Annotated in this window: 27 protein-coding genes and 2 pseudogenes; 12 read left to right on the top strand and 17 right to left on the bottom strand. The window is 73.1% G+C overall.

Annotated features, from left to right (window positions below):
- Positions 1-15 precede the first annotated feature (15 nt).
- A complete protein-coding gene (locus tag KRR39_RS08855; protein WP_216941666.1) occupies positions 16-696 on the top strand; it encodes a hypothetical protein in 681 nt (226 codons plus the stop codon).
- Positions 697-708: 12 nt separating this feature from the next.
- Here the strand turns inward: KRR39_RS08855 and KRR39_RS08850 are convergent, their stop codons facing one another.
- A complete protein-coding gene (locus KRR39_RS08850) occupies positions 709-1,110 on the bottom strand; it encodes an ATP-binding protein (RefSeq protein WP_216941665.1) in 402 nt (133 codons plus the stop codon).
- A 229-nt stretch (positions 1,111-1,339) separates the two neighbouring features.
- Here KRR39_RS08850 and KRR39_RS08845 point away from each other — a divergent pair, with 229 nt between their 5' ends.
- Together KRR39_RS08845 and KRR39_RS08840 are read left to right on the top strand one after the other, a co-directional pair.
- A complete protein-coding gene (locus tag KRR39_RS08845; RefSeq protein WP_216941664.1) occupies positions 1,340-1,969 on the top strand; it encodes a GAF and ANTAR domain-containing protein in 630 nt (209 codons plus the stop codon).
- Complete coding sequence (locus KRR39_RS08840; RefSeq protein ID WP_216941663.1) at positions 1,966-2,757, top strand: GAF and ANTAR domain-containing protein; 792 nt, start codon at positions 1,966-1,968, stop codon at positions 2,755-2,757. Before KRR39_RS08845 ends, KRR39_RS08840 begins: the two co-directional genes overlap by 4 nt.
- A gap of 204 nt (positions 2,758-2,961) precedes the next feature.
- Here the strand turns inward: KRR39_RS08840 and KRR39_RS25600 are convergent, their stop codons facing one another.
- Positions 2,962-3,096: a hypothetical protein gene (locus KRR39_RS25600; RefSeq protein WP_302053569.1), complete on the bottom strand. Its 135-nt coding sequence runs from the start codon at positions 3,094-3,096 to the stop codon at positions 2,962-2,964.
- 32 nt (positions 3,097-3,128) lie between these two features.
- Between KRR39_RS25600 and KRR39_RS08835 the strand changes: the two genes are divergently transcribed.
- The 3 genes from KRR39_RS08835 to KRR39_RS08825 all read left to right on the top strand — a co-directional run bounded on the left by KRR39_RS08835 (position 3,129) and on the right by KRR39_RS08825 (position 4,959).
- On the top strand, positions 3,129-3,560 hold the full coding sequence (locus KRR39_RS08835) for a DUF4389 domain-containing protein (protein ID WP_216941662.1): 432 nt from the start codon (positions 3,129-3,131) through the stop codon (positions 3,558-3,560).
- Positions 3,561-3,626: 66 nt separating this feature from the next.
- Positions 3,627-4,277: a DUF1345 domain-containing protein gene (locus tag KRR39_RS08830; RefSeq protein WP_216941661.1), complete on the top strand. Its 651-nt coding sequence runs from the start codon at positions 3,627-3,629 to the stop codon at positions 4,275-4,277.
- A gap of 22 nt (positions 4,278-4,299) precedes the next feature.
- Positions 4,300-4,959, top strand: coding sequence for a GAP family protein (locus KRR39_RS08825; RefSeq protein ID WP_216941660.1), 660 nt, complete (start codon positions 4,300-4,302; stop codon positions 4,957-4,959).
- Between the two features lie 24 nt (positions 4,960-4,983).
- On the opposite strand, the gene KRR39_RS08820 is transcribed toward KRR39_RS08825, so the two are convergent.
- Entirely contained in the window at positions 4,984-5,379 is a 396-nt protein-coding gene (locus KRR39_RS08820; RefSeq protein ID WP_254185619.1) for an HNH endonuclease, read from the bottom strand.
- A gap of 195 nt (positions 5,380-5,574) precedes the next feature.
- Between KRR39_RS08820 and KRR39_RS08815 the strand changes: the two genes are divergently transcribed.
- Positions 5,575-5,979, top strand: a complete 405-nt coding sequence (locus KRR39_RS08815; RefSeq protein WP_216941659.1) for an SgcJ/EcaC family oxidoreductase — start codon at positions 5,575-5,577, stop codon at positions 5,977-5,979.
- Between the two features lie 5 nt (positions 5,980-5,984).
- Here KRR39_RS08815 and KRR39_RS08810 read toward each other — a convergent pair whose 3' ends face one another.
- Complete coding sequence (locus KRR39_RS08810) at positions 5,985-6,596, bottom strand: flavin reductase family protein (RefSeq protein ID WP_216941658.1); 612 nt, start codon at positions 6,594-6,596, stop codon at positions 5,985-5,987.
- A gap of 13 nt (positions 6,597-6,609) precedes the next feature.
- The gene (malQ, locus tag KRR39_RS08805) at positions 6,610-8,724 is read right to left on the bottom strand and encodes a 4-alpha-glucanotransferase (RefSeq protein WP_254185618.1); all 2,115 of its coding nucleotides are present in this window, start codon (positions 8,722-8,724) and stop codon (positions 6,610-6,612) included.
- Between the two features lie 56 nt (positions 8,725-8,780).
- On the opposite strand from malQ, the gene KRR39_RS08800 reads away from it, so the two are divergent.
- Together KRR39_RS08800 and KRR39_RS08795 are read left to right on the top strand one after the other, a co-directional pair.
- Complete coding sequence (locus tag KRR39_RS08800) at positions 8,781-9,206, top strand: OsmC family protein (RefSeq protein ID WP_216941656.1); 426 nt, start codon at positions 8,781-8,783, stop codon at positions 9,204-9,206.
- Positions 9,206-9,760 carry a GNAT family N-acetyltransferase gene (locus KRR39_RS08795; protein WP_254185617.1) on the top strand — a complete coding sequence of 185 codons (555 nt, stop codon included), beginning with the start codon at positions 9,206-9,208 and terminating at the stop codon, positions 9,758-9,760. The genes KRR39_RS08800 and KRR39_RS08795 overlap by 1 nt, the downstream gene beginning before the upstream one ends.
- Here the strand turns inward: KRR39_RS08795 and KRR39_RS08790 are convergent.
- From KRR39_RS08790 to KRR39_RS08765, 5 genes and pseudogenes are all read right to left on the bottom strand, one after another.
- Positions 9,757-10,425, bottom strand: coding sequence for an HAD family hydrolase (locus KRR39_RS08790; RefSeq protein ID WP_216941655.1), 669 nt, complete (start codon positions 10,423-10,425; stop codon positions 9,757-9,759). The genes KRR39_RS08795 and KRR39_RS08790 overlap by 4 nt on opposite strands.
- Before the next feature lie 113 nt (positions 10,426-10,538).
- Positions 10,539-11,410, bottom strand: a pseudogene (locus KRR39_RS08780) (alanine racemase); the annotation flags it as partial.
- Between the two features lie 79 nt (positions 11,411-11,489).
- Positions 11,490-11,696, bottom strand: coding sequence for a hypothetical protein (locus tag KRR39_RS08775; RefSeq protein ID WP_216941653.1), 207 nt, complete (start codon positions 11,694-11,696; stop codon positions 11,490-11,492).
- 10 nt (positions 11,697-11,706) lie between these two features.
- On the bottom strand, positions 11,707-12,120 hold the full coding sequence (locus tag KRR39_RS08770; protein ID WP_216941652.1) for a hypothetical protein: 414 nt from the start codon (positions 12,118-12,120) through the stop codon (positions 11,707-11,709).
- Positions 12,121-12,292: 172 nt separating this feature from the next.
- Complete coding sequence (locus tag KRR39_RS08765) at positions 12,293-12,586, bottom strand: putative quinol monooxygenase (protein WP_216941651.1); 294 nt, start codon at positions 12,584-12,586, stop codon at positions 12,293-12,295.
- A gap of 99 nt (positions 12,587-12,685) precedes the next feature.
- Between KRR39_RS08765 and KRR39_RS08760 the strand changes: the two genes are divergently transcribed.
- A complete protein-coding gene (locus KRR39_RS08760; RefSeq protein WP_367303717.1) occupies positions 12,686-14,203 on the top strand; it encodes a putative bifunctional diguanylate cyclase/phosphodiesterase in 1,518 nt (505 codons plus the stop codon).
- A 127-nt stretch (positions 14,204-14,330) separates the two neighbouring features.
- On the opposite strand, the pseudogene KRR39_RS08755 reads toward KRR39_RS08760, so the two are convergent.
- The 4 genes and pseudogenes from KRR39_RS08755 to KRR39_RS08740 all read right to left on the bottom strand — a co-directional run bounded on the left by KRR39_RS08755 (position 14,331) and on the right by KRR39_RS08740 (position 17,841).
- Positions 14,331-16,704: pseudogene (locus KRR39_RS08755) on the bottom strand (ATP-binding cassette domain-containing protein).
- A 38-nt stretch (positions 16,705-16,742) separates the two neighbouring features.
- Positions 16,743-16,970, bottom strand: coding sequence for a hypothetical protein (locus KRR39_RS08750; protein WP_254185706.1), 228 nt, complete (start codon positions 16,968-16,970; stop codon positions 16,743-16,745).
- Positions 16,971-16,975: 5 nt separating this feature from the next.
- The gene (locus KRR39_RS08745; RefSeq protein ID WP_216941648.1) at positions 16,976-17,386 is read right to left on the bottom strand and encodes a VOC family protein; all 411 of its coding nucleotides are present in this window, start codon (positions 17,384-17,386) and stop codon (positions 16,976-16,978) included.
- A 5-nt stretch (positions 17,387-17,391) separates the two neighbouring features.
- A complete protein-coding gene (locus KRR39_RS08740; protein WP_216941647.1) occupies positions 17,392-17,841 on the bottom strand; it encodes a helix-turn-helix transcriptional regulator in 450 nt (149 codons plus the stop codon).
- A gap of 81 nt (positions 17,842-17,922) precedes the next feature.
- Between KRR39_RS08740 and ppgK the strand changes: the two genes are divergently transcribed.
- The gene (gene ppgK, locus KRR39_RS08735) at positions 17,923-18,690 is read left to right on the top strand and encodes a polyphosphate--glucose phosphotransferase (protein ID WP_216941646.1); all 768 of its coding nucleotides are present in this window, start codon (positions 17,923-17,925) and stop codon (positions 18,688-18,690) included.
- Between the two features lie 20 nt (positions 18,691-18,710).
- Here the strand turns inward: ppgK and KRR39_RS08730 are convergent, their stop codons facing one another.
- From KRR39_RS08730 to KRR39_RS08720, 3 genes are all read right to left on the bottom strand, one after another.
- A complete protein-coding gene (locus KRR39_RS08730) occupies positions 18,711-19,445 on the bottom strand; it encodes a helix-turn-helix transcriptional regulator (protein ID WP_216941645.1) in 735 nt (244 codons plus the stop codon).
- A gap of 228 nt (positions 19,446-19,673) precedes the next feature.
- The gene (locus KRR39_RS25595) at positions 19,674-19,925 is read right to left on the bottom strand and encodes a DUF3072 domain-containing protein (protein ID WP_302053585.1); all 252 of its coding nucleotides are present in this window, start codon (positions 19,923-19,925) and stop codon (positions 19,674-19,676) included.
- 11 nt (positions 19,926-19,936) lie between these two features.
- Complete coding sequence (locus tag KRR39_RS08720; protein ID WP_216941644.1) at positions 19,937-20,437, bottom strand: phosphoribosyltransferase; 501 nt, start codon at positions 20,435-20,437, stop codon at positions 19,937-19,939.
- Positions 20,438-20,710: 273 nt separating this feature from the next.
- On the opposite strand from KRR39_RS08720, the gene KRR39_RS08715 reads away from it, so the two are divergent.
- On the top strand, positions 20,711-22,255 hold the full coding sequence (locus tag KRR39_RS08715; protein WP_216941643.1) for an alpha-amylase: 1,545 nt from the start codon (positions 20,711-20,713) through the stop codon (positions 22,253-22,255).
- Positions 22,256-22,267 lie beyond the last annotated feature (12 nt).

Here is a 22,267-nt window from a genome sequence, read left to right as displayed (position 1 = left end):
GTGCGTCGCACCCGTATGAGAGCCCTCGGAACACTCCTCGCCCTCGCCGCGCTCGCGGCCGTCTCCGGCTGCGGCCAGCAGGGCGGCACGACGGGCGCCCCCGCGACGGACGCCTGCGCCGGGAAGGGTACGGCGGTCGCCCGCGCCGACCTGGACGGGAACGGGTCGCTCGAGACGGTCCGGCTCACCGGCCAGGGGTCCGATCCGTGCGCGCACCGGCTCCTGGCACCGGGCGGGGCGAGCCACGACGTCGCCGGGCTGGACCTGGTGACGAAGGGCGCGACGGTGGTGCACCTGCGTGGTGCCGGCGCCCCGGACCTCGTGCTGCTCTCCGCGAAGCCGCACCCGCGCGGCGGCTCCCAGCCGCACCTGTTCGGCGCCGGCGGCCCGGACGGGCTGACCGAGGTGACCGTCGGCGGGCAGCCGGTCGTGCCGTTCGTGGCGACCGACGGAGGCGCCGCCCCGATGACCGCGACCTGCACGAAGGACGGCGGCGTGGCCGTCGTCACCGGCACCGCGTCCGAGCCCCCGGGCGTCGTCCTGGCGTGGGACCTGAGCCGGACGTCGTACGACCTCGTCGACGGGCGGCCGGTGCACCCCCGGACCGCGGTCATCGCGAAGGACGTCGCGGATCCCCTGCTGCGCAAGGAGATGCCCGAGCTGTTCGACGGCTCGCTGTTCTCCGGCTGCAGCTGACGCCGGGCACGCTCAGGCCGGTCCGCCGGCTCCGCCTGTGGGGATCGACGCCCAGACGGACTTGCCGCCGCCCGGCTCCGAGGTGACGCCCCACGCGCCGGCCAGGGCCGCGACGATGCCGAGCCCGCGGCCGCCGGACTGGTCGAGACCGGGCTCGCCGACGACGGGCAGCTGCGCCGACCCGTCGGTCACCCGCAGCAGCACCGCGTCGTCCCCGACGTCGAGGGTGACCGTGAAGGGGGTGCCGGCGTGCATCAGGGCGTTCGTGGCGAGCTCGCTGACGATCAGCCGGGCGTCCGGTGCGAGGTCCCCGCGACCGTTCGCGGCCAGGTGCCCGGCGACGAACCGGCGGGCCTCGGCGATGTGGGAGACGTCCGCAGTCCAGGTCCGGGTGCCTGACCGGTCGCTCGTCACGTCGTGCTCACCCTTCCCCCGTAGTGACGCGCCGCAGGGCCGAGTCGGCGACGTCGCGGACAACGCTACCGGACCGTTCGCCCGCTCTACGGCGCTGTCCGCGTGATGAGGACTAGAGTCCGGGTGATGCACACACGTGAGCCGTCGTCCGGAGGCCAGGCTGCGTGCGACAGGTGGCGGGTGATGCATGGAGCCGCACGCACAGGCTGACCCCCGCTCGCCCGGGCGGGTGGAGACACTCTGCCGGACCTGCGTCGACGACTCGGCCGTGGACGGGTGCGGGGTCTCGGTGCTGACCGCGTCGGGCATCCCGGTGACGTTGCACGCGACGGACCCGGTGGCCTCGCGCATCGAGGAGCTGCAGTTCACGCTCGGCGAGGGCCCGTGCATGGAGGCGGCCGCGTCCGGCGCACCCGTTCTCATCTCGGACCTGCGCGACCCGGCCGCAGGGGTCGCCGCGCGGTGGCCGATGTTCCTCGACGAGGTCAGTCGGGTCGGCGTGCGGGCGGTGTTCGCGTTCCCCGTGCGGGTCGGGGCGGTCGCCCTGGGCGTGATGGACCTCTACCGCGGAGAGCCCGGCGGTCTGAGCCCGCAGCAGCTGGCCAGCTCGGTGTCCACGGTCAGCGCGTTGGGCCGGCACATGCTGGACTGGGACGACCTCCCGCCCGAGCAGTCGGACTCGTCGTACCCGCTGACGGTGCACCAGGCGGCCGGCATGGTGATGGTGCAGCTCGGCGTGACGATCGACGAGGCGCTGGTCCGGTTGCGGGCCACCGCCTACCGTGACGGTCGTTCGGTGAGCGAGCTGGCTGCCGACGTGGTCGCGCGCACCTACAGGTTCGGAGAGGAACGACGATGACCGAGGGTGGACCGACGCAGGACCCGGTGACCGGTCCGCCGGGACGGGCACGGGAGAGCGTGCTCTCCGAGACGTTCGTGTCCCTGGCCGACACGCTGGTCGACGACTACGACATCGACGGCTTCCTCGACTTCCTGGTCGCGTCCTGCATGGGCCTGTTCGACATCAGCGCGGCCGGCATCGTGCTGGTGGACGCGCGCGGCAACCTCAGCCCGACGGCCTCCTCGAACGAGGACGCCCGTGTCCTCGGGCTCTTCGAGCTGCAGAGCGCCGAGGGCCCGTGCCTGGAGTCGGTCAGCAGCGGCCGGGTCGTGGCGTCGGCCGACCTGACCCGGGAGCACGAGCGCTGGCCGAGGTTCGCCCCCGCCGCGCTGGGTGCCGGCTTCCGCTCCGTCCAGTCGCTGCCGATGCGGCTGCGCGGGGAGAACATCGGTGGGCTCAGCCTGTTCGGTGCCGAGCAGCCGCCGATGACCCCCGACCAGCGCGAGGTCGCGCAGGCCCTGGCGGACGTGGCGACCGTCGGCATCCTGCAGCAGCGGTCGCTGCACCGGGCGTCGTTGCTCGCCGAGCAGATGCACGCCGCCCTCGACTCGCGGGTGGTGATCGAGCAGGCCAAGGGCATCCTCGCCGAGAGTGGTCGCCTTGACATGAACAGCGCCTTCGAGGCGCTGCGCGGCTATGCGCGCGGCTCGAACCAGAAGCTCGGAATCGTCGCCGAGGCGCTGGCGCGGCGACGGCTGGACCCGGCGACGGTGCTCGCCGCCGGTCGGAGGAACCGGGTGAGGTAGCGCCCACCCCCGGACCCGTGAGGCACCGGTTGACTACCGGGACCGGGGGGGGATCGGACTATTGCGCCCCTGCCGAGCCGCCGCGAGCCTGGAACCCAGGAGTCCGGTGGTCCTCTGGCGCCCGAGGGCTCACGTCCAGCAGTCTGGAGGGCCCATGAGCGTGCCTTCGGCTCCGCCCGCCTACGCCGCGCGGCTCGAGGTCGACTACCCGGACCAGCTGAACCGGGCGACGACCTTCTTCCGGCTCGTGCTGGTCATCCCGATCGCGATCGTCCTCGGGGTGCTCACCGCCGGTGCGAGCCAGACGGTGTACACCGAGAACGGCCAGACCGTCAGCACGACGAGCGGGGGGGATCACCGCCGGCCTGTTCATGGCGACCCTGCTGATGATCCTGTTCCGGCAGCGCTACCCGCGCTGGTGGTTCGACTTCGCCCTCGAGCTGGCCCGGTTCGGTGCCCGGGTCGGTGCGTACGTCGTGCTGCTCACCGACCAGTACCCGTCCACGGTCGAGGAGCAGAGCGTGCACCTCGAGCTGGACTACCCCGACGTCGAGCGCGACCTGAACCGCTGGCTGCCGCTGGTGAAGTGGCTGCTGGCGATCCCGCACTTCATCGTGCTCTTCTTCCTGTCCATCGGGGCCTTCTTCGCGGTCGTCGTCGCCTGGTTCGCGATCCTGTTCACCGGGCGCTACCCGCGCGGGCTGTTCGACTTCGTGGTGGGGGTCGGACGTTGGTGGCTCCGCGTCGAGGCCTACGCGATCCTCCTCGTCACCGACCGGTACCCGCCCTTCTCCCTCAGCTAGGGCGGGGGTCGGGTCCCGGGCGTCCGGCCGGCACCGGCGACAGGAGGCCAGGCGATCGGAGGGCCGATGAGCACCGCCGGCCGGCGCGCCGAGCGACGGTGGCCGATGGTCACCGCCGCTCTCGCCGCGGGCGCCCTGCACGAGCTGCTGCCGGGGTCGTTCCGGGTGGCCCCGCACTGGATCTACCCGGTGTTCCTGGTGCTCTTCATCGTGGTGCTGGTGGCCGGCGACCCGGGACGGATCGACCGGGACCGCTCCTGGCTGCGGGTGACCACGGGGCTGATGATCGGGCTGATCACGATCGTCAACGCCGTGTCCGCGGCTCGCCTGGTCGCCGGCATCCTGTCCGGGCGGCACTTCGAGTCGGCCCAGCAGCTGTTCGCCACCGGCGCCATCGTCTGGCTGATCAACGTGATCACGTTCGCGCTCTGGTTCTGGGACCTCGACGGCGGGGGAGCGGCGGCGAGGGCGACGAGACCCTCCACCGCGTGCCCCGCCTTCGTCTTCCCGGAGATGACGCTCCCCGAGATGACGACGTCCGACTGGTTCCCGCAGTTCGCCGACTACCTGACGCTGTCCTTCAACACCGCGACCGCGTTCGGGCCCACGGACGTGTCGGCGATCAGGCGCTGGGCCAAGCTGATGATGATCGGCGAGTCGCTGATCTCGTTGACCCTCGCCACGCTGGTGGTCGCGCGGGCGGTGAACATCCTGTGACGCGGGGTCCGGAGCCGGTGCGATGGCCCTGATCGTCCCGGTCCTGCTCCTGGGTCTGCTGGCGAGCCTCTCGCCCAGCACCCTGGTGGTGTTCCTGCTGCTGCTGGAGACGACCCGGGCCCGGGTCAACGCCGGCACGTTCCTGGTCGGCTGGGTCGTCTCCCTGACGGTGGTGTTCGTGGCCAGCTACGAGCTCGGCGCGTTCGACCCGCTGCACCGGGGCACGGCCGGGACCGTGGTGGACGCCGTCGAGGTCGCGCTCGGCCTGGTGCTGGTCGCGCTGGCGGTGCGGCAGTGGCGGCGCCGGCACCGCCCGCACCCCGGCGGCGGCTCGAAGCGGTGGGAGGGACGGCTCGAGGGCCTCGGCCCCTGGGAGGCGGCCGTGCTGGGCGTGCTGGAGCAGCCCTGGACGCTGACCGCCGCGGCCGCGGTCGTGGTGGTGCAGCACCAGTCGGCCCGGCTGGTCGCGGCCGTCGCGTTCGTGGTGTTCGCCGTCGTGTCGACCGCGGGCGTCGGGTCGATCTACGCCTACTACGCCCTCCGGCCCGGTGAGGCGAGGACGCGGCTCGCCGAGCTGCGGGCCCGCGTCGTGCGCGCCGGGCCGACGCTCGTCGCGGGCGTGACCGCCCTGGTGGGCGTCGTGCTGGTGGCCGACGGCCTGTCGGGCCGGGGCGGGCCGTGACCGGGCGACGTACGGCCCGGACCGTCAGCGGGCCTGCGAGTCCAGAAGCCCGACCTCCACCACGGACGCGACCGGGAACCTCTGCATCAGCCGGCCGTTGATCTCGTGCTGGCGCACCAGGAAGGCCCGCTCGTCCAGGCGCTTGCGGCGCAGCCAGCCGGTCACCTCGTCGTTGCACTTGCTCGCGTTGCAGGAGCCGCACGCCGGCGCGATGTTGTCGAGGGTGTAGCGCCCGCCCCGGGAGATCGCCAGCACGCAGTCGCGCTGGAGCGGCCGGTCGGTCGCCCCGCAGTAGGCGCAACCGCCCCACAGCTCCTTGATCGCGGTCCACTGCGCGTCGCTGAGGTCGTGCTCCACGCGCTCCATGCGGCGCTTGCGCTTGCGGGCACCTCGTGCCCTGCGACTCCGGTCCACCGCCATGGGAGCAGGCTATGCCGAGCCGCCCGCGAAGCGGCCCGGACCCGGCCCCGCCGGCGTCGTGTCGCTGCGCTCCGCCGTGCCGGTCCACCGCGCGCTGACGTGCGCCCGCCCGGGACCGCGCCAGAGCCGAACGTCCCCCGCGGAGCGGACACCACGCCCTCGACCGCGCGCCCCGCGGTCGGCGATGATCGAGGGGTGAGCGGCCCCGCACGTCAGAACGAGGCGATCGACCTGGTCCGTCGGATCCTGGTCGAGCTGCAGGACGCCGTACGCGCCAAGGACCGGGACCGGACGCTGGAGCTGTTCACGCAGGACGCGGCGCTGCTCGGCACCGGCGCCGTCAGCTTCGGTCGCGAGGCGGTGAGCGGCTACCTGGAGCTGGTCTTCGGGCAGCGCGGCTTCGTCCGCTGGGTCTGGGACACCGTCTCGGTGCTGGACGTCCGGCCGGGCGCGGTGACCTTCGCGGCGCTGGGCACGGTCTCCCTGGAGGGTGACCCGGACAGCGCCGCCGAGGACCCGATCCGGCTGACCTGCCTCGCGGTCGAGGAGGACGGGCACTGGCGGCTGCGGGTGTTCCACGGGTCCGTGCCCGCGGCCTGAGCGGCCTAGGAGATGTCCTCGGGCGTGCGCGGCCGGGTGAGCGACCTGACCTGCGTGTGCACGCCCCACTCGTCCTTGCCGAGCCGGGCCAGCGGGTCGAGCCGGGTGAACTCCGGGTGACCGTCGACGAGGACCTCGTCGGCGACCGAGAAGGCCACCACGTCCCCCAGCACGATCGTGGAGTCGCCGAGCTCGTGGGTGCTGTGCAGCCGGCACTCGATGGCAGCGGGGGAGTCGGCAACGCGCGGCGGTCGCACCACCTCGCTGGGCGCCATCGTGATGCCGAGCTGGGCGGGCTCGCTCTGGTCGGCGGCGAAGGCGGCCGAGCTGTTGTTCACGGCGTCCATCAGCGGCCCGTAGGCGAGGTTCACCACGAACTCGCCGGTCTCCAGGGCGTTGCGGAGCGTGTCCTTGCGGCCGACCGAGGTGAACTGGACGATCGGCGGGCGCGCGCACGCCACGGTGTAGAACGAGTGCGGAGCCAGGTTGACCACGCCCTCGGACGACAGCGTCGTGACCCACGCGATCGGCCGGGGTACGACGATCGCGGTCATCAGCTTGTAGGCGTTCACGTGCTCGTCGCCGGGGCGGAACGTCGTACGGGTCTCGAAGCTCATGGGGTCGATCCTGTCAGTCCCTCGGCACGGCGACCGACCGGGCCAGCCGGGCGGCCCGCTGCGAGGTGAGCACGTCCTCCAGCAGCAGGGGGGCCGAGTCCGGGCCGGACAGCGGCACCCGCCAGTTGGGGTACTCGTCGGTGGTGCCCGGCTGGTTCTGGGTGCGCCGGTCGCCGACGGCGTCGGCCAGCGAGACGCACAGCAGCTTCGCCGGGGTCAGCGTGAGGTAGCGGTGCAGCGCCTCCACGGTCGCCTCGGTGTCCGCCCCGTCCGGCAGCAGCCCGCGGCGGCGCACCTCGCCCAGCCACGACTCGCGCTCCTCGTCGTCGGCCGCGAGCTCGTCCTCGACGCTGCGCTCGAGCAGCCCGAGCCGGTCGCGCAGCCGGACGTGGTCGCCGGCCAGGTACCCCGCGCTCGGCGGCAGGTCGTGCGTGGTGACCGAGGCCAGGCAGAGCTCGCGCCAGCGCTCGGCAGCGAGCGGCTCGCCGTCCCCGTCGCGCTCGAACCACAGGATCGACGTACCGAGGATGCCGCGGGACCTGAGGTAGTCACGGGCGGACGGCTCGACCACGCCGAGGTCCTCGCCGACCACGACCGCACCGGCGCGCAGCGCCTCGAGCGCCAGCACCCCGATCATCGCCTCGTGGTCGTAGCGCACGTAGGTGCCCTCGGACGGCGGCCGGCCCTCGGGGATCCACCAGAGCCGGAACAGCCCGATGATGTGGTCGACGCGGACGCCGCCGGCGTGCCGCAGCACCGCGGCGATCAGGTCGCGGAACGGCGCGTAGCCGAGCTCCTCGAGCCGGTCCGGGCGCCACGGCGGCTGGCTCCAGTCCTGGCCGATCTGGTTGAACGGGTCCGGCGGTGCGCCGACCTGGATGCGGGAGGCGTACGTCGACCGGAGCCGCCAGGCGTCCGCGCCGCCGGGGTGCACGCCCACCGCGAGGTCGTGCATGGTGCCCAGCGCCATGCCGGCACCGACGGCCTTCGCCTGGGCGAGCTGGAGCTGCTCGTCCACGACCCACTGCAGCCAGGCCTCGAAGGCGATCTCCCGTGCGTGGGCGGCGGCGTACGCGGCGACGGCGGGGGAGTCCACGTCCTGCAGCTCGGCCGGCCAGGAGCGGTAGTCGTTGCCGTGCTCCTGGGCGATCGCCGACCAGGTGGCGAAGTCGCGCAGCGCCTGGCCGTGCCGGGCCCGGAACGCGGCCAGGTCCTTCTCGCGCCCGGCGCTGCGGGGTGCGGCGTGCACGATCTGCAGGGCGGCGCGCTTCGCGGTCCACGCGGTGTCCCGGTCGATCACGTCGACGTCGTCGAGACGGGCGTGCACGTCGGCGGCGAGCGCCTCGACCGTCGCGCGGGCGGCGGCCGGCAGCGCGGCGTACTCCACGACCCGCTCGACCCGGACGTAGAGCGGGTTGAAGAACCGGCGCGAGGTGGGGAGGTAGGGCGAGGGCTCCAGCGGCGCGACCGGCTCGGCGGCGTGCAGCGGGTTGACCAGCACGTAGTCCGCGCCGAGCTCGGCGCCGGACCAGACGGCCAGGTCGGTGAGGTCGACGAGGTCCCCGACGCCCCAGGACTGGCGCGAGCGGACGCTGTAGAGCTGGGCGGCCAGGCCCCACGAGCGCCGGTGCCGGACCGACTCGGGCAGCCCCAGCCAGGCCGGCGTCACGATCAGCACGGCCTCCGCGGTGACCGGCCCGGAACAGGCCCGGATCCGGTGGTAGCCGAGCGGCAGGTCGGTCGGCACCGCGAACGTCGCCTCGCCCACCGAGCGGTTGCCGACCCGTCGCGGCGGCACCCAGCGGTCGACCTGGGTGAGGTCACGCCGGCCGCCGGCCTCCAGGTCGACGCTCACCTCGACCGGGTCGCCGTCGGTGACGTGCACCCGGAAGGACCGCGCCTCGCCGGAGACCACCACGACGCTCGGCGGCAACATCCGCGCCCACCGGGCCTCCTCGCGCGCCGCCAGCGCCCGCGCGGGGTCCGCGACGTCGACGTCCATCGCGGCGAGCACGGTCGACACGGTCTGCTCCGGTACGTCGACCCGGCGGCCGCGCCAGTCGTGGAACTCGGTGGCGACTCCGTAGGCGTGGGCGAGCTCGAGCAGGTCCGCGGGGATCGTGGTCACGCCCCGATCATGTCCCATCGGCACGGGCCGCCGGCTGCCGGTCCTAGGCTGCGGGCATGAGCGACGACTCCCTGCGCAGCATCGAGATGACCCGGCTGGAGAAGGGCCGCTACGAGGCCACCAACCCGCGAGGCGGCCGGCTGGCGGTCGGCCAGGGCGGCACCGACGAGACGTTCACCCCCGTCGAGCTGCTGCTGGTCGCGATCGCCGGCTGCGGCGCCATCGACGTGGACCTGATCACCGCCAAGCGGTCCGAGCCGACCCGTTTCGACGTGCGGGTGCACGGCGACAAGATCCGCGACGAGCAGGGCAACCGGATGACGAACCTGGTGCTGTCCTTCGACGTCGAGTTCCCCGACGACGAGGCCGGCCGGGCGGCGTACGACGTCCTCCCGCGGGCCGTGCAGCAGAGCCACGACCGGCTCTGCACGGTCAGCCGGACCGTCGAGCTGGGCACGCCCGTCGAGAGCAGGATCGGCTGATGGACTTCACCGGGTACACCGCCGAGACCGAGAGGATGCGGCTGCGCACCTACACGCCCGACGACTTCGAGGAGTTCCTCGACCTGCACCGGCGCGAGGACGTGGCCCGGTTCCTGCCTTGGTTCCCGCGCGACGAGGAGTCCGCCCGGGCCGCGCTCGTGCGGCACCAGGGCCTGGTCGTGGAGGCCGACGGCCAGGGCGTGACGCTGGCGGCGCTCGACAAGCGGACCGGTCGGCTCGTCGGGGACTTCGTGCTGATCCTGCGCAGCGTCGACCACCTGCGCGGCGAGGTGGGCTACGTGCTACACCCGGACTTCGCGGGCCAGGGGCTGGCGACCGAGGGCGCCCGGCACATGCTGCACATCGCGTTCGACCTGCTCGGCCTGCGCCGGGTGATCGGCCGCATCGACGCCCGCAACGTCGCGTCCGCTCGCGTGCTCACCAAGATCGGCATGCGGCACGAGGCGCACCTCGTGCAGAACGAGCTGTTCAAGGGCGAGTGGACCGACGAGGACGACTTCGCCGTGCTCCGCTCGGAGTGGGAGGGCTCCTAGGACCGGGCCGGCGCCGGGGCGAGCACCTCGAGGAGGTCGGCCATCCGGTCGAAGGTGATCGCACCCTCCGCGGCCAGCGCCTCGGCGCTCGACAGGCCGCCGGCGAAGCCGTAGACCGTCATGCCGGCGGCGACGCCGGCGCGGACGCCGTACACGCTGTCCTCGACCACCGCGCACGAGACGGCCGGCACGCCCATCGCGGCGGCCGCGTGCAGGAACAGGTCGGGGGCGGGCTTGCCGTGCCGCACCTCGGTGGCGCTGTAGATGCGGCCGTCGAAGCGCGGGTGCAGGCCGGTGATGCCGAGCGTGCGGCGGATCCGCTCGTGCGTGCCGCTCGACGCGACGCAGGTCGCGACCTCCCGTGCGTCGAGGTGGTCGAGCAGGGCCACCACGCCGTCGATCGCGGTCAGCTCGCGCTCGAAGGTCGCGTGCAGCTCGGCGGTGGTCCGCTCGTCGAACTCCCGCGCCCCCTCGGGCCCGAGCCGCGCCGCCACGTCGGCGAGGTTGGCCGCCGAGGACTTGCCCATCCAGCGTTCCACCACCTCGGCCGGCGAGATCGGCCAGCCGAGCTCGCCGAGCACGCGGGCCTCGACCCCGACCGTCAGCCGCTCGGTGTCGACGAGCACGCCGTCGCAGTCGAAGACCACCAGGTCCGGCCGGGTCACGTGTTGGCTCCGCGGGCGGTGACGGGCCAGACGTCGGCGGTGGTGCCGCCGCGGACGACGACCAGCTCGTCGGCGAGGTTGACCGCGGTGCAGACGTGGTTCGGCACGACCCGGACCCGGCTGCCGAGCGGGGGAGCGCGCGGTCGCCCCAGTCGACGACCGCGTGGTGCTCCGAGAGCAGGCCGATGCGGGCGGCCGGGTGGTCGAGCAGCCGGCCGTAGCCCGTGGCCCACCCGGGGCGGTCGGCGCCGAGCACCTTGCTGCCGGAGTCCAGCACGACCCGCCCTCCGGCGTGGCTGACCACGGTGGAGAGGCAGGTCAGCGCGACGTCGCGGGGCTCGACGGCGCCCAGCTCCCACTGCTGCGCGTCGCCGAACACGTAGACGCCCGGACGCAGCTCGGTGAGCACCTCGGCGTCGGCGTCGGCCACGCTCGGCGTCGACCCGCCGCTGACGACGACGGGCTCGATCCCGTGCTGGGACAGCGAGGCGGCCGCCGTACGCAGCGCGTCGGACTCCTGGGCGGCGACGGCACCGGCGGCGCCCGGCGCGTAGCTGTGGCCGGGGAAGGTGAACACGCCGCGCACGTCGAGACCGGCCCGCGCGGCGCCCTCGGCGGTCTCCCCGGCGAGCGTCGGCGGCACGCCGGAGCGGTGGTGCCCGCAGTCCACCTCGACGAGCACGGCGGTGCCCGGCGCGTGCGCGGCCAGCGCGCGAGCACCCTCGACGGAGTCGACGCCGACGCTGAGCGTCACCCGCTCGGCGAGCGCCCGCACCCGGGCGCCGCGGGCCGCGTCCACCCAGAGCGGGTAGGCGACGAACAGGTCCGGGCAGCCGGCGTCGGCGAACACCTCCGCCTCCGAGACCGTCGCCACCGTCAGCCCGGCGGCGCCGGCCTCCAGCTGCAGGCGCGCGACGTCGGCGCTCTTGTGGGTCTTCGCGTGCGGTCGCAGCACCAGGCCCCGCGCCGCGGCGTACGACGCCATCGCGGCCACGTTGCCGACCAGCACGTCGGCGTCGACCACCAGGTGCGGGGTCGGCCGGTCGGTGAGCGCGGACCCCGGGTCACTCACGCCGGAACACCAGCCGCAGGAAGTTGCCGAGGACCAGGCCGACCACGATGCCGATGCCGGCGAAGCCCACCGCCGAGGCGTCCGGGTTCAGCAGCCCGAGGCCGGCGCCGAGCACGGCCCCCAGGATCATCCCGACCGCCGGCAGCGCGACCACGAGGTCGCGCCGCACGTGCCGGCGGGAGAAGGGCACGTTGCTCACGCCCGCCAACCTAGCCGGAGGTCTCCCGGGCCGTGCCGAGGGACTCGCGGAGCCGCTCGTTCAGGCCGCGCTCCAGCAGCCGCACCGTGAGCAGGTCGACCGCCCCGCCGCCGTACGTCGCGACCGGACCGGCCGGCTTGCCCAGGTCGAGCCGGAGCCGCAGGTGCAGGTGCGAGCGCCCCGGGGCGCCGGGGGAGAGGGCCAGCGCCCAGGTCATCCGGACCGGGGGTCGCGGCACGCCGCGGCTGCCCGGCCGCCGGGGCCGCCGGGGCCGCTCGGACCAGTACACGAGATGGTGCGGCGGCTCGATCTCCAGCACCTCGAAGACCGGGTCGAGCGGGCCCCAGTCGGGCACGGTGTCACCGACCGCGAGACCGAGCCAGCGGTCCTCGACCCGACGGCTCGCCCGCCGGCCCGGCGGCACGAACCGCTCGACGCTCCGGGGGAGGTACCACCCGGCGCGGCCCTTGCCGAGCTGCTCCAGCCACGGCCACGCCGTCCCGACCGGGGCGGCCAGGTCGAGGTGCCGGTCCAGGACCGGGTCGGCCCGGGGAGCACCCGGTCACCGGGCAGCGCGACCTCGTGCACGACCCGGCTCAGCCGACCGGCTGGAGCGGGTGGATGACCACGTCCCCGGCCAGGTGGGCGTCCGCCGCGGCCAGGGCTGCGGCCACGTCGGCGGTCTGCAGGTGGGCGTCGAGCTCGGCCTGGCTGGACCAGGACTCGACGGTCACGAACGTGCCGGCTGCCGCGCCGGACTCGAACAGGTCGTAGCCGGTGCAGCCCGCGTGGCCCCGGCTGGCCTCGGCCAGGGTGGTGAGAGCGGCCCGCAGGACGTCCTCCGAACCGCTCTTCGCGGGGATGAGGGCGACGACGCGGAGATCGGTCATGGGGTGCTCGTTTCTGTGGGGGGACGGCGGTGCCGACCGGGTGCTGCCACGCTACTGACCGGCGCCGCACGGCCCACAGGTGACGCACAGGTGGGCAATATGGCCCACATGGGCCATCAAGCCTGCCTGTGCGGTTCCTCTGCCGGTGAATCGGGACAAAACAGGCCGCAGTCTTCGTACTCTTCTCCTCAGACCGGCGCACGCCCGCCCGGTCCTAACCAACGTGGGATCCGTGGGGGTCAGTGCATGCGGTGGGGACAGAAGTCACGGAACCAACCGGCCCCGCGGCCGGTCGTTCAGGACACCCGTGACGAGGCCACCGGCCTGGTGACCTACCCGGGATTCGTGCGGCTGTGCGCGAACGCGATCGCCGCCCGGACGTTCGACGCCCAGCCGGCGGTTCTGCTGATCGACCTCGAGGGCGTGAGCGAGGCCGTCGACATGGACGAGCACGCGGCGGCCGGCGACCTGATGCGGATGGTCGCGAGCCGCGTCGGCCGCGAGGTCGGCTCGCTCGGCGTGCTGGCCCGCATGAACGACCACCAGCTCGGCGTGCTGTTCCCGAGCCTGACCAGCCCCGCCGCGGCCCTCGACCTCGCCTACCGGGTCGTGTCGGCCGTCTCCACCCCGTTCATCCTGCCCAGCCAGCGCCAGGTCCAGCTCTCCACGAGCCTCGGCCTGGTCACCTGGGAGGCCATGGGCCTGCGGGCGACCGCCGACGACCTGCTGCGCGGCGCCGGCCTGGCCGTGCGCGAGGCGCGCCGGGCCGGCCGCAACCACATCGAGGTCTGCACCGCCGAGCTGATCGCGGTCGCCGACGAGACGCTCGCGATCGGCAAGGACCTCCGCAAGGCGCTCGACGAGAAGGGCCTGCGGGTCTGCTACCAGCCGCTCGTCGACCTCACCCACGGCTCCGTCGTCGGGTTCGAGGCGCTGGTGCGGTGGAGCCACCCGGTGCACGGGCACGTCTCGCCGGCCCGGTTCGTGCCGGTCGCCGAGGAGTTCGGCCTGATCTCCGAGCTGGGCCGGATGGTGCTGTCCACCGCGAGCGCGCAGATCCAGCAGTGGTCCTCGACCTTCGGCATCCCGCTCACCGCGCACGTCAACGTCTCCGGCGTGGACCTCGCCAACCCCGGCTTCGTGACGATGGTGGAGGAGTGCCTGGCGACCAGCGGCCTGCCCACCTCGCAGCTCGTCCTGGAGGTCACCGAGGCCGCCGTCGAGCCGCAGGTGGAGACCGCCCGGGCCCGCTTCGACGGCCTCCACGACATCGGCGTCCGGGTCGCGCTCGACGACTTCGGCACCGGACGCTCGGCGCTGTCCTACCTGCAGACGCTGGCCGTCGACATCCTCAAGGTCGACCGGTCCTACCTCGACGACGTCGACGAGAGCAAGGCCGACGACCTGCTGCGCGGCGTCATCGGCCTCGGCCAGGCGCTCGGCATGGAGGTCTACGGCGAAGGCATCGAGGACGAGGAGCAGCGCACCCGGCTGCGGCGCAACGGCTGCGACATCGGCCAGGGCTACCTGTTCGAGCGGCCGCTGCCGGCCGAGGACGCCGCGGTGTACCTCCGGCAGCAGGCGGCGCCGGCGTCGTACGCGCTGCCGTTCGGCTGAGCAGCCGTCGTGACACCGGGGAGGGGCTGCCCCGCTTCCGTCTCCGCTAGTTGACATAATGTCGCTTATCGGCGAACAGTGACCAGGCGTGAGCGGGGCTCGGAAGGGGTGCCGCGGGTCCGCGCGCTCAGCCGCCGACGTACGCCGCGAGGTGCTGGCCGGTGAGCGTCGAGGCCGCGGCGACGAGGTCGGTGGGCGTGCCCTCGAAGACGATCCGGCCGCCGTCGTGGCCGGCGCCGGGCCCGAGGTCGATGATCCAGTCGGCGTGCGCCATCACGGCCTGGTGGTGCTCGATGACGATCACCGACTTCCCGGACTCGACCAGCCGGTCGAGCAGCCCGAGCAGCTGCTCCACGTCGGCGAGGTGCAGGCCCGTCGTCGGCTCGTCGAGGACGTAGACGTCGCCCTTCTCGGCCATCTGGGTGGCCAGCTTGAGCCGCTGCCGCTCGCCGCCGGACAGCGTGGTGAGCGGCTGGCCGAGGCTGAGGTAGCCCAGCCCGACGTCGGCGAGCCGGTCCAGGATCTTGCGGGCGGCCGGCACCTGCGCGTCGCCGTCGGCGAAGAACCCGGCCGCCTCGGTGACCGACATGGCCAGCACCTGGCTGATGTCCCGGCCGCCCAGCGTGTACTCCAGCACCGAGGCCTGGAAGCGCCGGCCCTCGCACTCCTCGCAGGGCGACTCCACCGTGGCCATCACCCCGAGCTCGGTGAAGATCACGCCGGCACCGTTGCAGGTGGAACAGGCGCCCTCGGAGTTGGAGCTGAACAGCGCCGGCTTGACGCCGTTGGCCTTGGCGAACGCCTTGCGGATCGGCTCGAGCAGCCCGGTGTACGTCGCGGGGTTGCTGCGCCGCGACCCGCGGATGGCGCCCTGGTCGACCGACACCACGCCGTCGCGGCCCAGGACCGAGCCGGTCACCAGCGAGCTCTTGCCGGAGCCGGCCACACCGGTCAGCACGCAGAGCACGCCGAGCGGCAGGTCGACGTCGACGTCGCGCAGGTTGTGCGTGGAGGCGCCCCGCACCTCGAGGGTCCCCGTCGACGCGCGCACCGACTCCTTGAGCCTCGCCCGGTCGTCGAGGTGCCGTCCGGTGGTCGTGCCGCTCCCCCGCAGCCCGTCCAGGGAGCCCTCGTAGCAGACCGTCCCGCCGCCGGTGCCCGCTCCGGGACCCAGGTCGATCACGTGGTCCGCGATCGCGATCGTCTCCGGCTTGTGCTCGACGACGAGCACGGTGTTGCCCTTGTCGCGCAGCTGCAGCAGCAGGCGGTTCATCCGCTCGATGTCGTGCGGGTGCAGGCCGATCGTGGGCTCGTCGAAGACGTAGGTGACGTCGGTCAGCGAGGAGCCGAGGTGCCGGATCATCTTGGTGCGCTGCGCCTCGCCGCCGGACAGCGTGCCGGCGGGCCGGTCCAGCGACAGGTAGCCCAGGCCGATCTCGGTGAACGAGTCGAGCAGGTGCTGCAGCCCGACGAGCAGCGGGGCCACCGACGGCTCGTCGAGGTCGCGGACCCAGTCGGCCAGGTCGCTGATCTGCATCGCGCACAGGTCGGCGATGTTCCTGCCGTTCACCTTCGACGACAGCGCCTCCCGGGTCAGCCGGGTGCCGCCGCAGTCCGGGCAGGTCTGGAAGGTCACCGCCCGCTCGACGAACCGACGCACGTGCGGCTGCATCGCCTCGGGGTCCTTGGACAGCATCGACTTCTGGAGCTTCGGGATGATCCCGTCGAAGGTGAGGTTGATGCCCTCGACCTTGATCTTGGTCGGCTCGGCGTACAGCATCGTGTCGAGCTGCTTCTTGGTGAACTTCGCGATCGGCTTGTCCATCGGCAGCCCGACGCCCTCGAACAGCCGGCCGTACCACCCGTCCATCGAGTAGCCGGGGATCGTCAGCGCGCCGTCGCTGAGCGACTTGGTCTCGTCGTACAGCGCGGTGAGGTCGATGTCGCTGACGTTGCCCATGCCCTCGCACCGCGGGCACATGCCGCCGAGGTAGACGGCGTCCCGGACGACGCTCTTCTCGACGCGGCCGCCACGGTCGGTGGACATGACGCCGCTCGCCTTGCGGGTGGGGACGTTGAAGGAGAAGGCCGTCTGCGGTCCGACGTACGGCTCGCCGAGCCGGCTGAACAAGATGCGCAGCATCGTGTTGGCGTCGGTGGCGGTGCCGACCGTGGACCGGGGGTTCGCGCCGAGCCGCTCCTGGTCCACGATGATCGCGGTCGTCAGGCCCTCGAGCCGGTCGACCTCCGGACGGGCCAGGTTGGGCATGGAAGCCCTGCACGAAGGCGCTGTAGGTCTCGTTGATCATCCGCTGCGACTCGGCCGCGATGGTGCCGAAGACCAAGGAGCTCTTGCCCGACCCGGAGACACCCGTGAAGACGGTCAGCCGACGCTTGGGGATCTCGACGTCGACGTCCTTGAGGTTGTTCTCGCGTGCGCCCTGCACGCGGATCAGGTCGTGGCTGTCCGCGTCGTGCGGCGGCGTCGTCGTCTGGGGCATGCAGGTCGGTCCTCTTTCGTCCGGGGCGGTCGGGGCGGTCAGTCCTCGGGCAGCTCGGCGAACTCTCGCTTGGTGCTCTTGTACCAGCCCATGCCCTTGACCGGGTGCTTCCACCGGCCCCTCATGTCGTCCAGGGCCGCCTGGTGGGTGCTGTCCCCCGCGGCCACCGCCTCCTTCAGGTGCCGGTCCTGGGCCTTGATCACCGCGTCGGCGGTCTCTCCCCGGAGCGGCAGGTCGCAGGCGCCGCCGAGCTGCCGGCAGGTCATCGTCTTCACGAGAGCTCCTGGATGCGGATCTGGTTGCCGGCGGGATCGCGGAAGGCGCAGTCGCGCACGCCGTACGGCTGCTCCATCGGCTCCTGGATGACCTCGGCGTTGCCGGCCTGGAGGCGCTCGAAGGTGGCGTCCAGGTCGGGGGTGGCCAGCAGGATCCAGCCGTAGGTGCCCTTGGCCATCATCTCGACGATGGTGCGGCGCTCGTCGTCGGTGACGCCGGGGTCGGCGGCCGGAGGAGCCAGCAGGAGGCAGGTGTCGGGCTGGCCCTGGGGGCCGACCGTGATCCAGCGCATCTGCCCCTGGCCGAAGTCGCTGCGCACCTCGAAGCCGAGGACGTCACGGTAGAAGGCCACCGAGGCGTCGGGGTCGTCATGCGGGAGGACCGTGGTGTGGATGCTGAGGTTCATGCCGCTCACGCTAGTTGCCGCCGGGCATCCGTCGCTTCTCGATTCCTGACCGGTCGGGTGACCTGCTTCGCCACGCACGGCGGCATGCCGGCCGTCGAGTGCACGCCCTCGCGCCGGTAGACGCTCGGCGGCACTCCCACCAGCTCGGTGAAGCGGGTGCTGAAGGTGCCCAGCGACGCGCAGCCGACGGCGAAGCAGACCTCGGTGACGCTGAGGTCGCCCCGGCGCAGCAGCGCCATCGCGCGCTCGATGCGCCGGGTCATCAGGTAGCTGTACGGCGACTCGCCGTACGCGGCCCGGAACTCCCGGCTGAGGTGCCCGGCGGACATGTGCACGCCCCGGGCCAGCGCCTCGACGTCCAGCGGCTGCGCGTACTCCCGGTCCATGCGGTCGCGCACCCGGCGCAGCCGCGCGAGGTCCTGGAGGCGCTGCTCCGGGGCCGGTCTGCTGGTCACGTGGGAATCGTGCCACGCCGACACGGACGTGCCCAGCGCCGGCGGTGTCGCCGCGGGGCCCGCGGTTGGTAGCGTCCCCGCATGACTGTGACGTCCGCCCTTCACCCGTTCGGCATCGACTTCGGCGGGAGCGGCATCAAGGGCGCTCCGGTCGACCTGGGCACCGGCGAGTTCGCCGCCGACCGCACCCGGGTCGAGACCCCCAAGGGCGGCAGGCCGCAGGACGTCGCCGACGTCGTCTCCGAGCTCGTCGTCCGAGGCGCCGACAAGGGCGCGCCGATCGGCATCACCGTCCCGGGGGTCGTCGTGCACGGCGTGGTGAAGTCGGCCGCCAACATCGACGAGTCCTGGATCTACACCGACGCCGTGACGATGTTCCGGGACAAGCTGCACCGCGACGTGGTGGTCGTCAACGACGCGGACGCCGCCGGGCTCGCCGAGGTCCGCTACGGCGCGGCGCGCGACCAGGCCGGCCTGGTGATCGTCACCACGCTCGGCACCGGCATCGGCACAGCCCTGGTGTACGACGGCGTGCTGGTGCCGAACTCCGAGCTCGGCCACCTCGAGATCAACGGCAAGGACGCGGAGGCCGTCGCGGCCAACAGCGTGCGCGAGAAGAAGGACCTGAGCTGGTCCGAGTGGGCCGAGCGGCTGACCACCTACTACCGAACCCTCGAGCGGCTCTTCTCCCCCGAGCTGTTCGTCGTCGGCGGAGGCGTGAGCAAGAACGCCGAGAAGTTCCTGCCGCTGCTGGGTATCGACACCCGGATCGTGCCCGCCGCGCTGCTCAACACGGCGGGCATCGTCGGGGCGGCCGTGCTGGCGGCGGAGTCGGCCGACAGCCACTGAGCCGGGGCGACAGCCCACCGTCAGCGGGTCGGACGGGTCCGGCTGTTGGATGCGCGTCCGCTCATCGCCAGCACGGCCTCGGTGCGGCTGCGCGCGCCGAGGGCCTCGAGGACCGCCCGGACCTCACGCTCGACGGTCCGGCCGGACATCTCCAGCTGCCGGGCGATCGCCTGGTCCTTCTCGCCCATCGCCAGCAGGCGCGCCACCCGCAGCCGACGCGGCGACAGCAGCGGCTGCTGGCCCGGGGCGAGCACCGGCGCGGAGAGCGCGAGCGTGCGGTGCCAGAGCTCCAGCATCAGCACCACCAGGTGCGGACGGTCGGTGAGCCACGCGGTCGGCTCGCCGTCCGCGGTGTCCAGGCCCTCGATGACGACCCGTTCCTCGTCCAGCACCACCCCGCGCAGGAAGACCGGGCCCACCCGGGCGTCCGGGTGGATCGAGGGCAGCAGCGGGTTGACGTCCAGGGTGGCCGGCCGGGTGATCAGCACGGTCTCGACACCACGCGCCTCGGACGAGCCGCCCGCGCCAGGGGCGGGGTCCTCCGGGTCGAACTGGATGCGCGGCTGCATGTTCCAGACGGACCGGGTGGTGGTGCGCTCGATGCCGTCCAGCGCGTCGAGGTTCGCGTCCAGGCCCCGCCAGTGCTGCAGGTCGCGGCTGGTGCGCCGGGACGGCTCCCCGAGCGCCGCACGGACGCTGTCCGCCAGGGCGCGGAGCTCCCGCACCTCGACGGGCTCGCGCGTGCTGTCGTCCACTCACTGATCCTGTCAGAACGCCGGGGTCGCGGACGCCCTGGAGGGACGCGTGCGGCCGGACCGACAGACCTCGTCCCCCGTACGCGGCCTGTCGTGCCCGGCACGCAGGAGAACTGTCGCCGAGGGAGGGCCGCTGCGTCCGCAGGACCGCGCCGGTTGGCGGGAACCCGCCACCGGATCAGTTCGGCGTCCCGGCAGGCGGGACGAAACCGAGGGTCGTACGCCTCGTCAGGAAGTGCCGCGTCCCGTTTTCGCCTGCAGGCGCTCGATGTGCTCCGAGGCTTCCGCCTTGGTCAGGTCGGGCGTGAGCTGCTCCCCCGCGTCCCGCGCCAGGGTGTCCAGGTAGCTGCGCTGCGCCCCGGTCATCGGCTCGTCGCCGGTCACCCAGTCGTCGGGGTCCTTCTCGGTGGTGCCCCCCCGTCCCGCTCTGCGGGGCGCCCAGCATCGGCTGCTCCTCGACGGGAGCCTGGTCGTTCGAATGCGTGTTCGATTCAGTCATGCACGGCGGTTACCCGCTGCGGCCCGGGCCAAACCCCTGCTTCACGACGACCAGGGAACTCGATCCACCGGTCGGTGCGCCGCCACACGTAGTCGGCCTCCACGATGGTCCTCGGCTTCTCGTAGAGCACCGCGGACCGCACGGTGGCGACGTGACCGCGGCAGAAGTCCCGGACCAGCTCGAGGGTCTTCCCGCTGTCCGCGACGTCGTCGACGACGAGCACCGCCATGTCGACCAGGTCCGCGGTGTCCAGCAGCGGCGGGAGCATCACCGGCGCGTCGAGGGTGGTGCCCACCCCGGTGTAGAACTCCACGTTCATCGAGAAGAGGTTCTTGCACTCCAGCGCGTAGGCCAGGGTCGCGGCCGGCACCAGTCCCCCGCGCGCGATGCCGAGCACGATGTCCGGCACGAACCCGCTGTCGGCCACCTGCCGTCCCAGGGCGGCCGAGGCCTCGCCGTACAGCTCCCAGGTCAGCGTCTCGCGCTCAGTCATGCCGCGAGTATCGACCGCCCCCGGACGCCGGTGCGAGAGTGCCGGGCCAGAGTTGACGCAGACGTAACACGCCGCGGCGCGGCCCGGCGCGACCAGTCGTCGCCCTCGACCTCGCGCACCCCGGCGGGGTGGCCGTCGACCAGCACGGTGAGGTCCTCCTGCCGGCGAGGCCCGGCTGCGGGCTCACCGCGCGCCGCCTTGACGTGGTGTGACCGGGGTCACTACGAATGGGGGTTCGCGCTGAAGTCCAACGATCTCGGGAGCCCTCTGATCATGACGCATCCACGTACGTCGCCCCTGCGCGGGCGCCGGCGGTTCGCCGCCCTGACCGTCTCCGGTCTGCTCGCCGCCTGCGTCGGCGTCAGCACGCCCGTCGCCGCCGAGGCCGCGCCCGCGGTCCGGGCCGCCCCGTCCAACCCGGTCGGCGGGCGTGACGTGATCGCCAACCTCTGGGAGTGGAACTGGCCCTCGGTGGCCCGCGAGTGCACCACCCAGCTCGGCCCGAAGGGGTACGGCGGCGTGCAGGTCGCGCCGCCGCAGGACTCGGTCAAGCGACAGCGGCTCGGCGACGGCAGCGACACGATCCTGCACCCGTGGTGGGAGGTCTACCAGGCCGTCGACTACGCGCTGACCAGCCGGATGGGCAACGAGGCGCAGTTCAGGTCCATGGTGTCGACCTGCCGCAGGGCCGGCGTGAAGGTGTACGTCGACGCGGTGGTCAACCACATGACCGGGCAGGGCGACACGTCCTACGGCGGCGTGAAGTACGCCCGCTACGACTACGCCGGGCTCTACGGGCAGGGCAACTTCCACAAGTACTCCGGCGACTGCCCGTCGGCGTCCGGCGGCATCGAGGACTTCAACAACCTGCAGCAGGTGTTCAACTGCGAGCTCGTCGGCCTCGCGGACCTGCGCACCGACACCAGCGTCGTACGGTCCCGGGTGGCGGCGTACCTCAACAAGCTCCTCGGCTACGGCGTCTCCGGCTTCCGGGTGGACGCGGCCAAGCACGTCGGGCAGGCCGACCTGGACGCGATCTACGCGCGGCTGCACGACACGAAGGACGGCACCCGTCCCTACTGGGCGCTCGAGGTCTTCGGTGGCGGCCCGGGCCGGCTGGCCCCCGACGCGTTCGTGCGCAGTGGCGTGGTCCTCGGCCTCGACGGCGTCAAGCAGCTCAAGAGCGCGTTCAAGAGCTACCCCACCGATGCCGCCGGCAGCATCGCCACGCTGCGGGACTTCGGTGAGGACTCCGGCCTGACCCCGAGCCGCCGCACGCTGTCGTTCGTGCAGAACCACGACACCGAGCGCAACGGCGACGCGTTGAGCTACAAGGACGGCGCCACCAACCGGCTCGCGACGCAGTACCTCCTGGCCGCCGGCTACGGCCGTCCGCAGGTGTACTCCGCCTTCAGCTTCACCACCGCCGACGACTCGCCGCCGGCCACCCCCGACGGGATGATCACCGACGCGGCCTGCGGCTCCGGCTGGACCTGCGCGCACCGCGACCGCGGCGTGACCGCGCTGGTCCGGTGGCACAACGGGGTGGGCGCGGCCCCGCAGGCGCACTGGTGGGACGACGGCGCGAACGTGATCGCCTTCAGCCGCGGCGACCGCGGCTGGGTGGCGATGAACAACAACACCGTCGCCAGGACGGTGCGCGTGCAGACGGGCCTGGCCCGCGGCCGCTACTGCGACGTGGTCACCGGCGGCCGCAGCTGCTCGGGCACCGTGGTCGCCGTCAACGGCAGCGGCGTCGCCCGGGTGACCGTGCCGGCCAAGGGCACGGTCGCGGTGCTGGCCGCCAGCCGCCGCTAGCCCCCGACCCGC

Source organism: Nocardioides panacis, assembly GCF_019039255.1.
Lineage (GTDB): Bacteria > Actinomycetota > Actinomycetes > Propionibacteriales > Nocardioidaceae > Nocardioides_B > Nocardioides_B panacis.
This window is presented reverse-complemented; position numbering and strand designations above follow the sequence as displayed.

What these genes read in the sequence shown, in the direction of transcription:
- KRR39_RS08835 (WP_216941662.1), top strand. Translation starts at nt 3,129, where the DNA reads ATGGCGACCCTGCTGATGATCCTGTTCCGGCAGCGCTACCCGCGCTGG.
- KRR39_RS08810 (WP_216941658.1), bottom strand. Translation starts at nt 6,596, where the DNA reads ATGAGCTTCGAGACCCGTACGACGTTCCGCCCCGGCGACGAGCACGTG.
- KRR39_RS08800 (WP_216941656.1), top strand. Translation starts at nt 8,781, where the DNA reads ATGAGCGACGACTCCCTGCGCAGCATCGAGATGACCCGGCTGGAGAAG.
- KRR39_RS08765 (WP_216941651.1), bottom strand. Translation starts at nt 12,586, where the DNA reads ATGACCGATCTCCGCGTCGTCGCCCTCATCCCCGCGAAGAGCGGTTCG.
- KRR39_RS08855 (WP_216941666.1), top strand. Translation starts at nt 16, where the DNA reads ATGAGAGCCCTCGGAACACTCCTCGCCCTCGCCGCGCTCGCGGCCGTC.
- KRR39_RS08745 (WP_216941648.1), bottom strand. Translation starts at nt 17,386, where the DNA reads ATGAACCTCAGCATCCACACCACGGTCCTCCCGCATGACGACCCCGAC.
- KRR39_RS08825 (WP_216941660.1), top strand. Translation starts at nt 4,300, where the DNA reads ATGGCCCTGATCGTCCCGGTCCTGCTCCTGGGTCTGCTGGCGAGCCTC.
- KRR39_RS08820 (WP_254185619.1), bottom strand. Translation starts at nt 5,379, where the DNA reads ATGGCGGTGGACCGGAGTCGCAGGGCACGAGGTGCCCGCAAGCGCAAG.
- ppgK (WP_216941646.1), top strand. Translation starts at nt 17,923, where the DNA reads ATGACTGTGACGTCCGCCCTTCACCCGTTCGGCATCGACTTCGGCGGG.
- KRR39_RS08750 (WP_254185706.1), bottom strand. Translation starts at nt 16,970, where the DNA reads ATGACCTGCCGGCAGCTCGGCGGCGCCTGCGACCTGCCGCTCCGGGGA.
- KRR39_RS08715 (WP_216941643.1), top strand. Translation starts at nt 20,711, where the DNA reads ATGACGCATCCACGTACGTCGCCCCTGCGCGGGCGCCGGCGGTTCGCC.
- KRR39_RS08760 (WP_367303717.1), top strand. Translation starts at nt 12,686, where the DNA reads ATGGCCCACATGGGCCATCAAGCCTGCCTGTGCGGTTCCTCTGCCGGT.
- KRR39_RS08840 (WP_216941663.1), top strand. Translation starts at nt 1,966, where the DNA reads ATGACCGAGGGTGGACCGACGCAGGACCCGGTGACCGGTCCGCCGGGA.
- KRR39_RS08795 (WP_254185617.1), top strand. Translation starts at nt 9,206, where the DNA reads ATGGACTTCACCGGGTACACCGCCGAGACCGAGAGGATGCGGCTGCGC.
- KRR39_RS08720 (WP_216941644.1), bottom strand. Translation starts at nt 20,437, where the DNA reads ATGACTGAGCGCGAGACGCTGACCTGGGAGCTGTACGGCGAGGCCTCG.
- KRR39_RS08830 (WP_216941661.1), top strand. Translation starts at nt 3,627, where the DNA reads ATGAGCACCGCCGGCCGGCGCGCCGAGCGACGGTGGCCGATGGTCACC.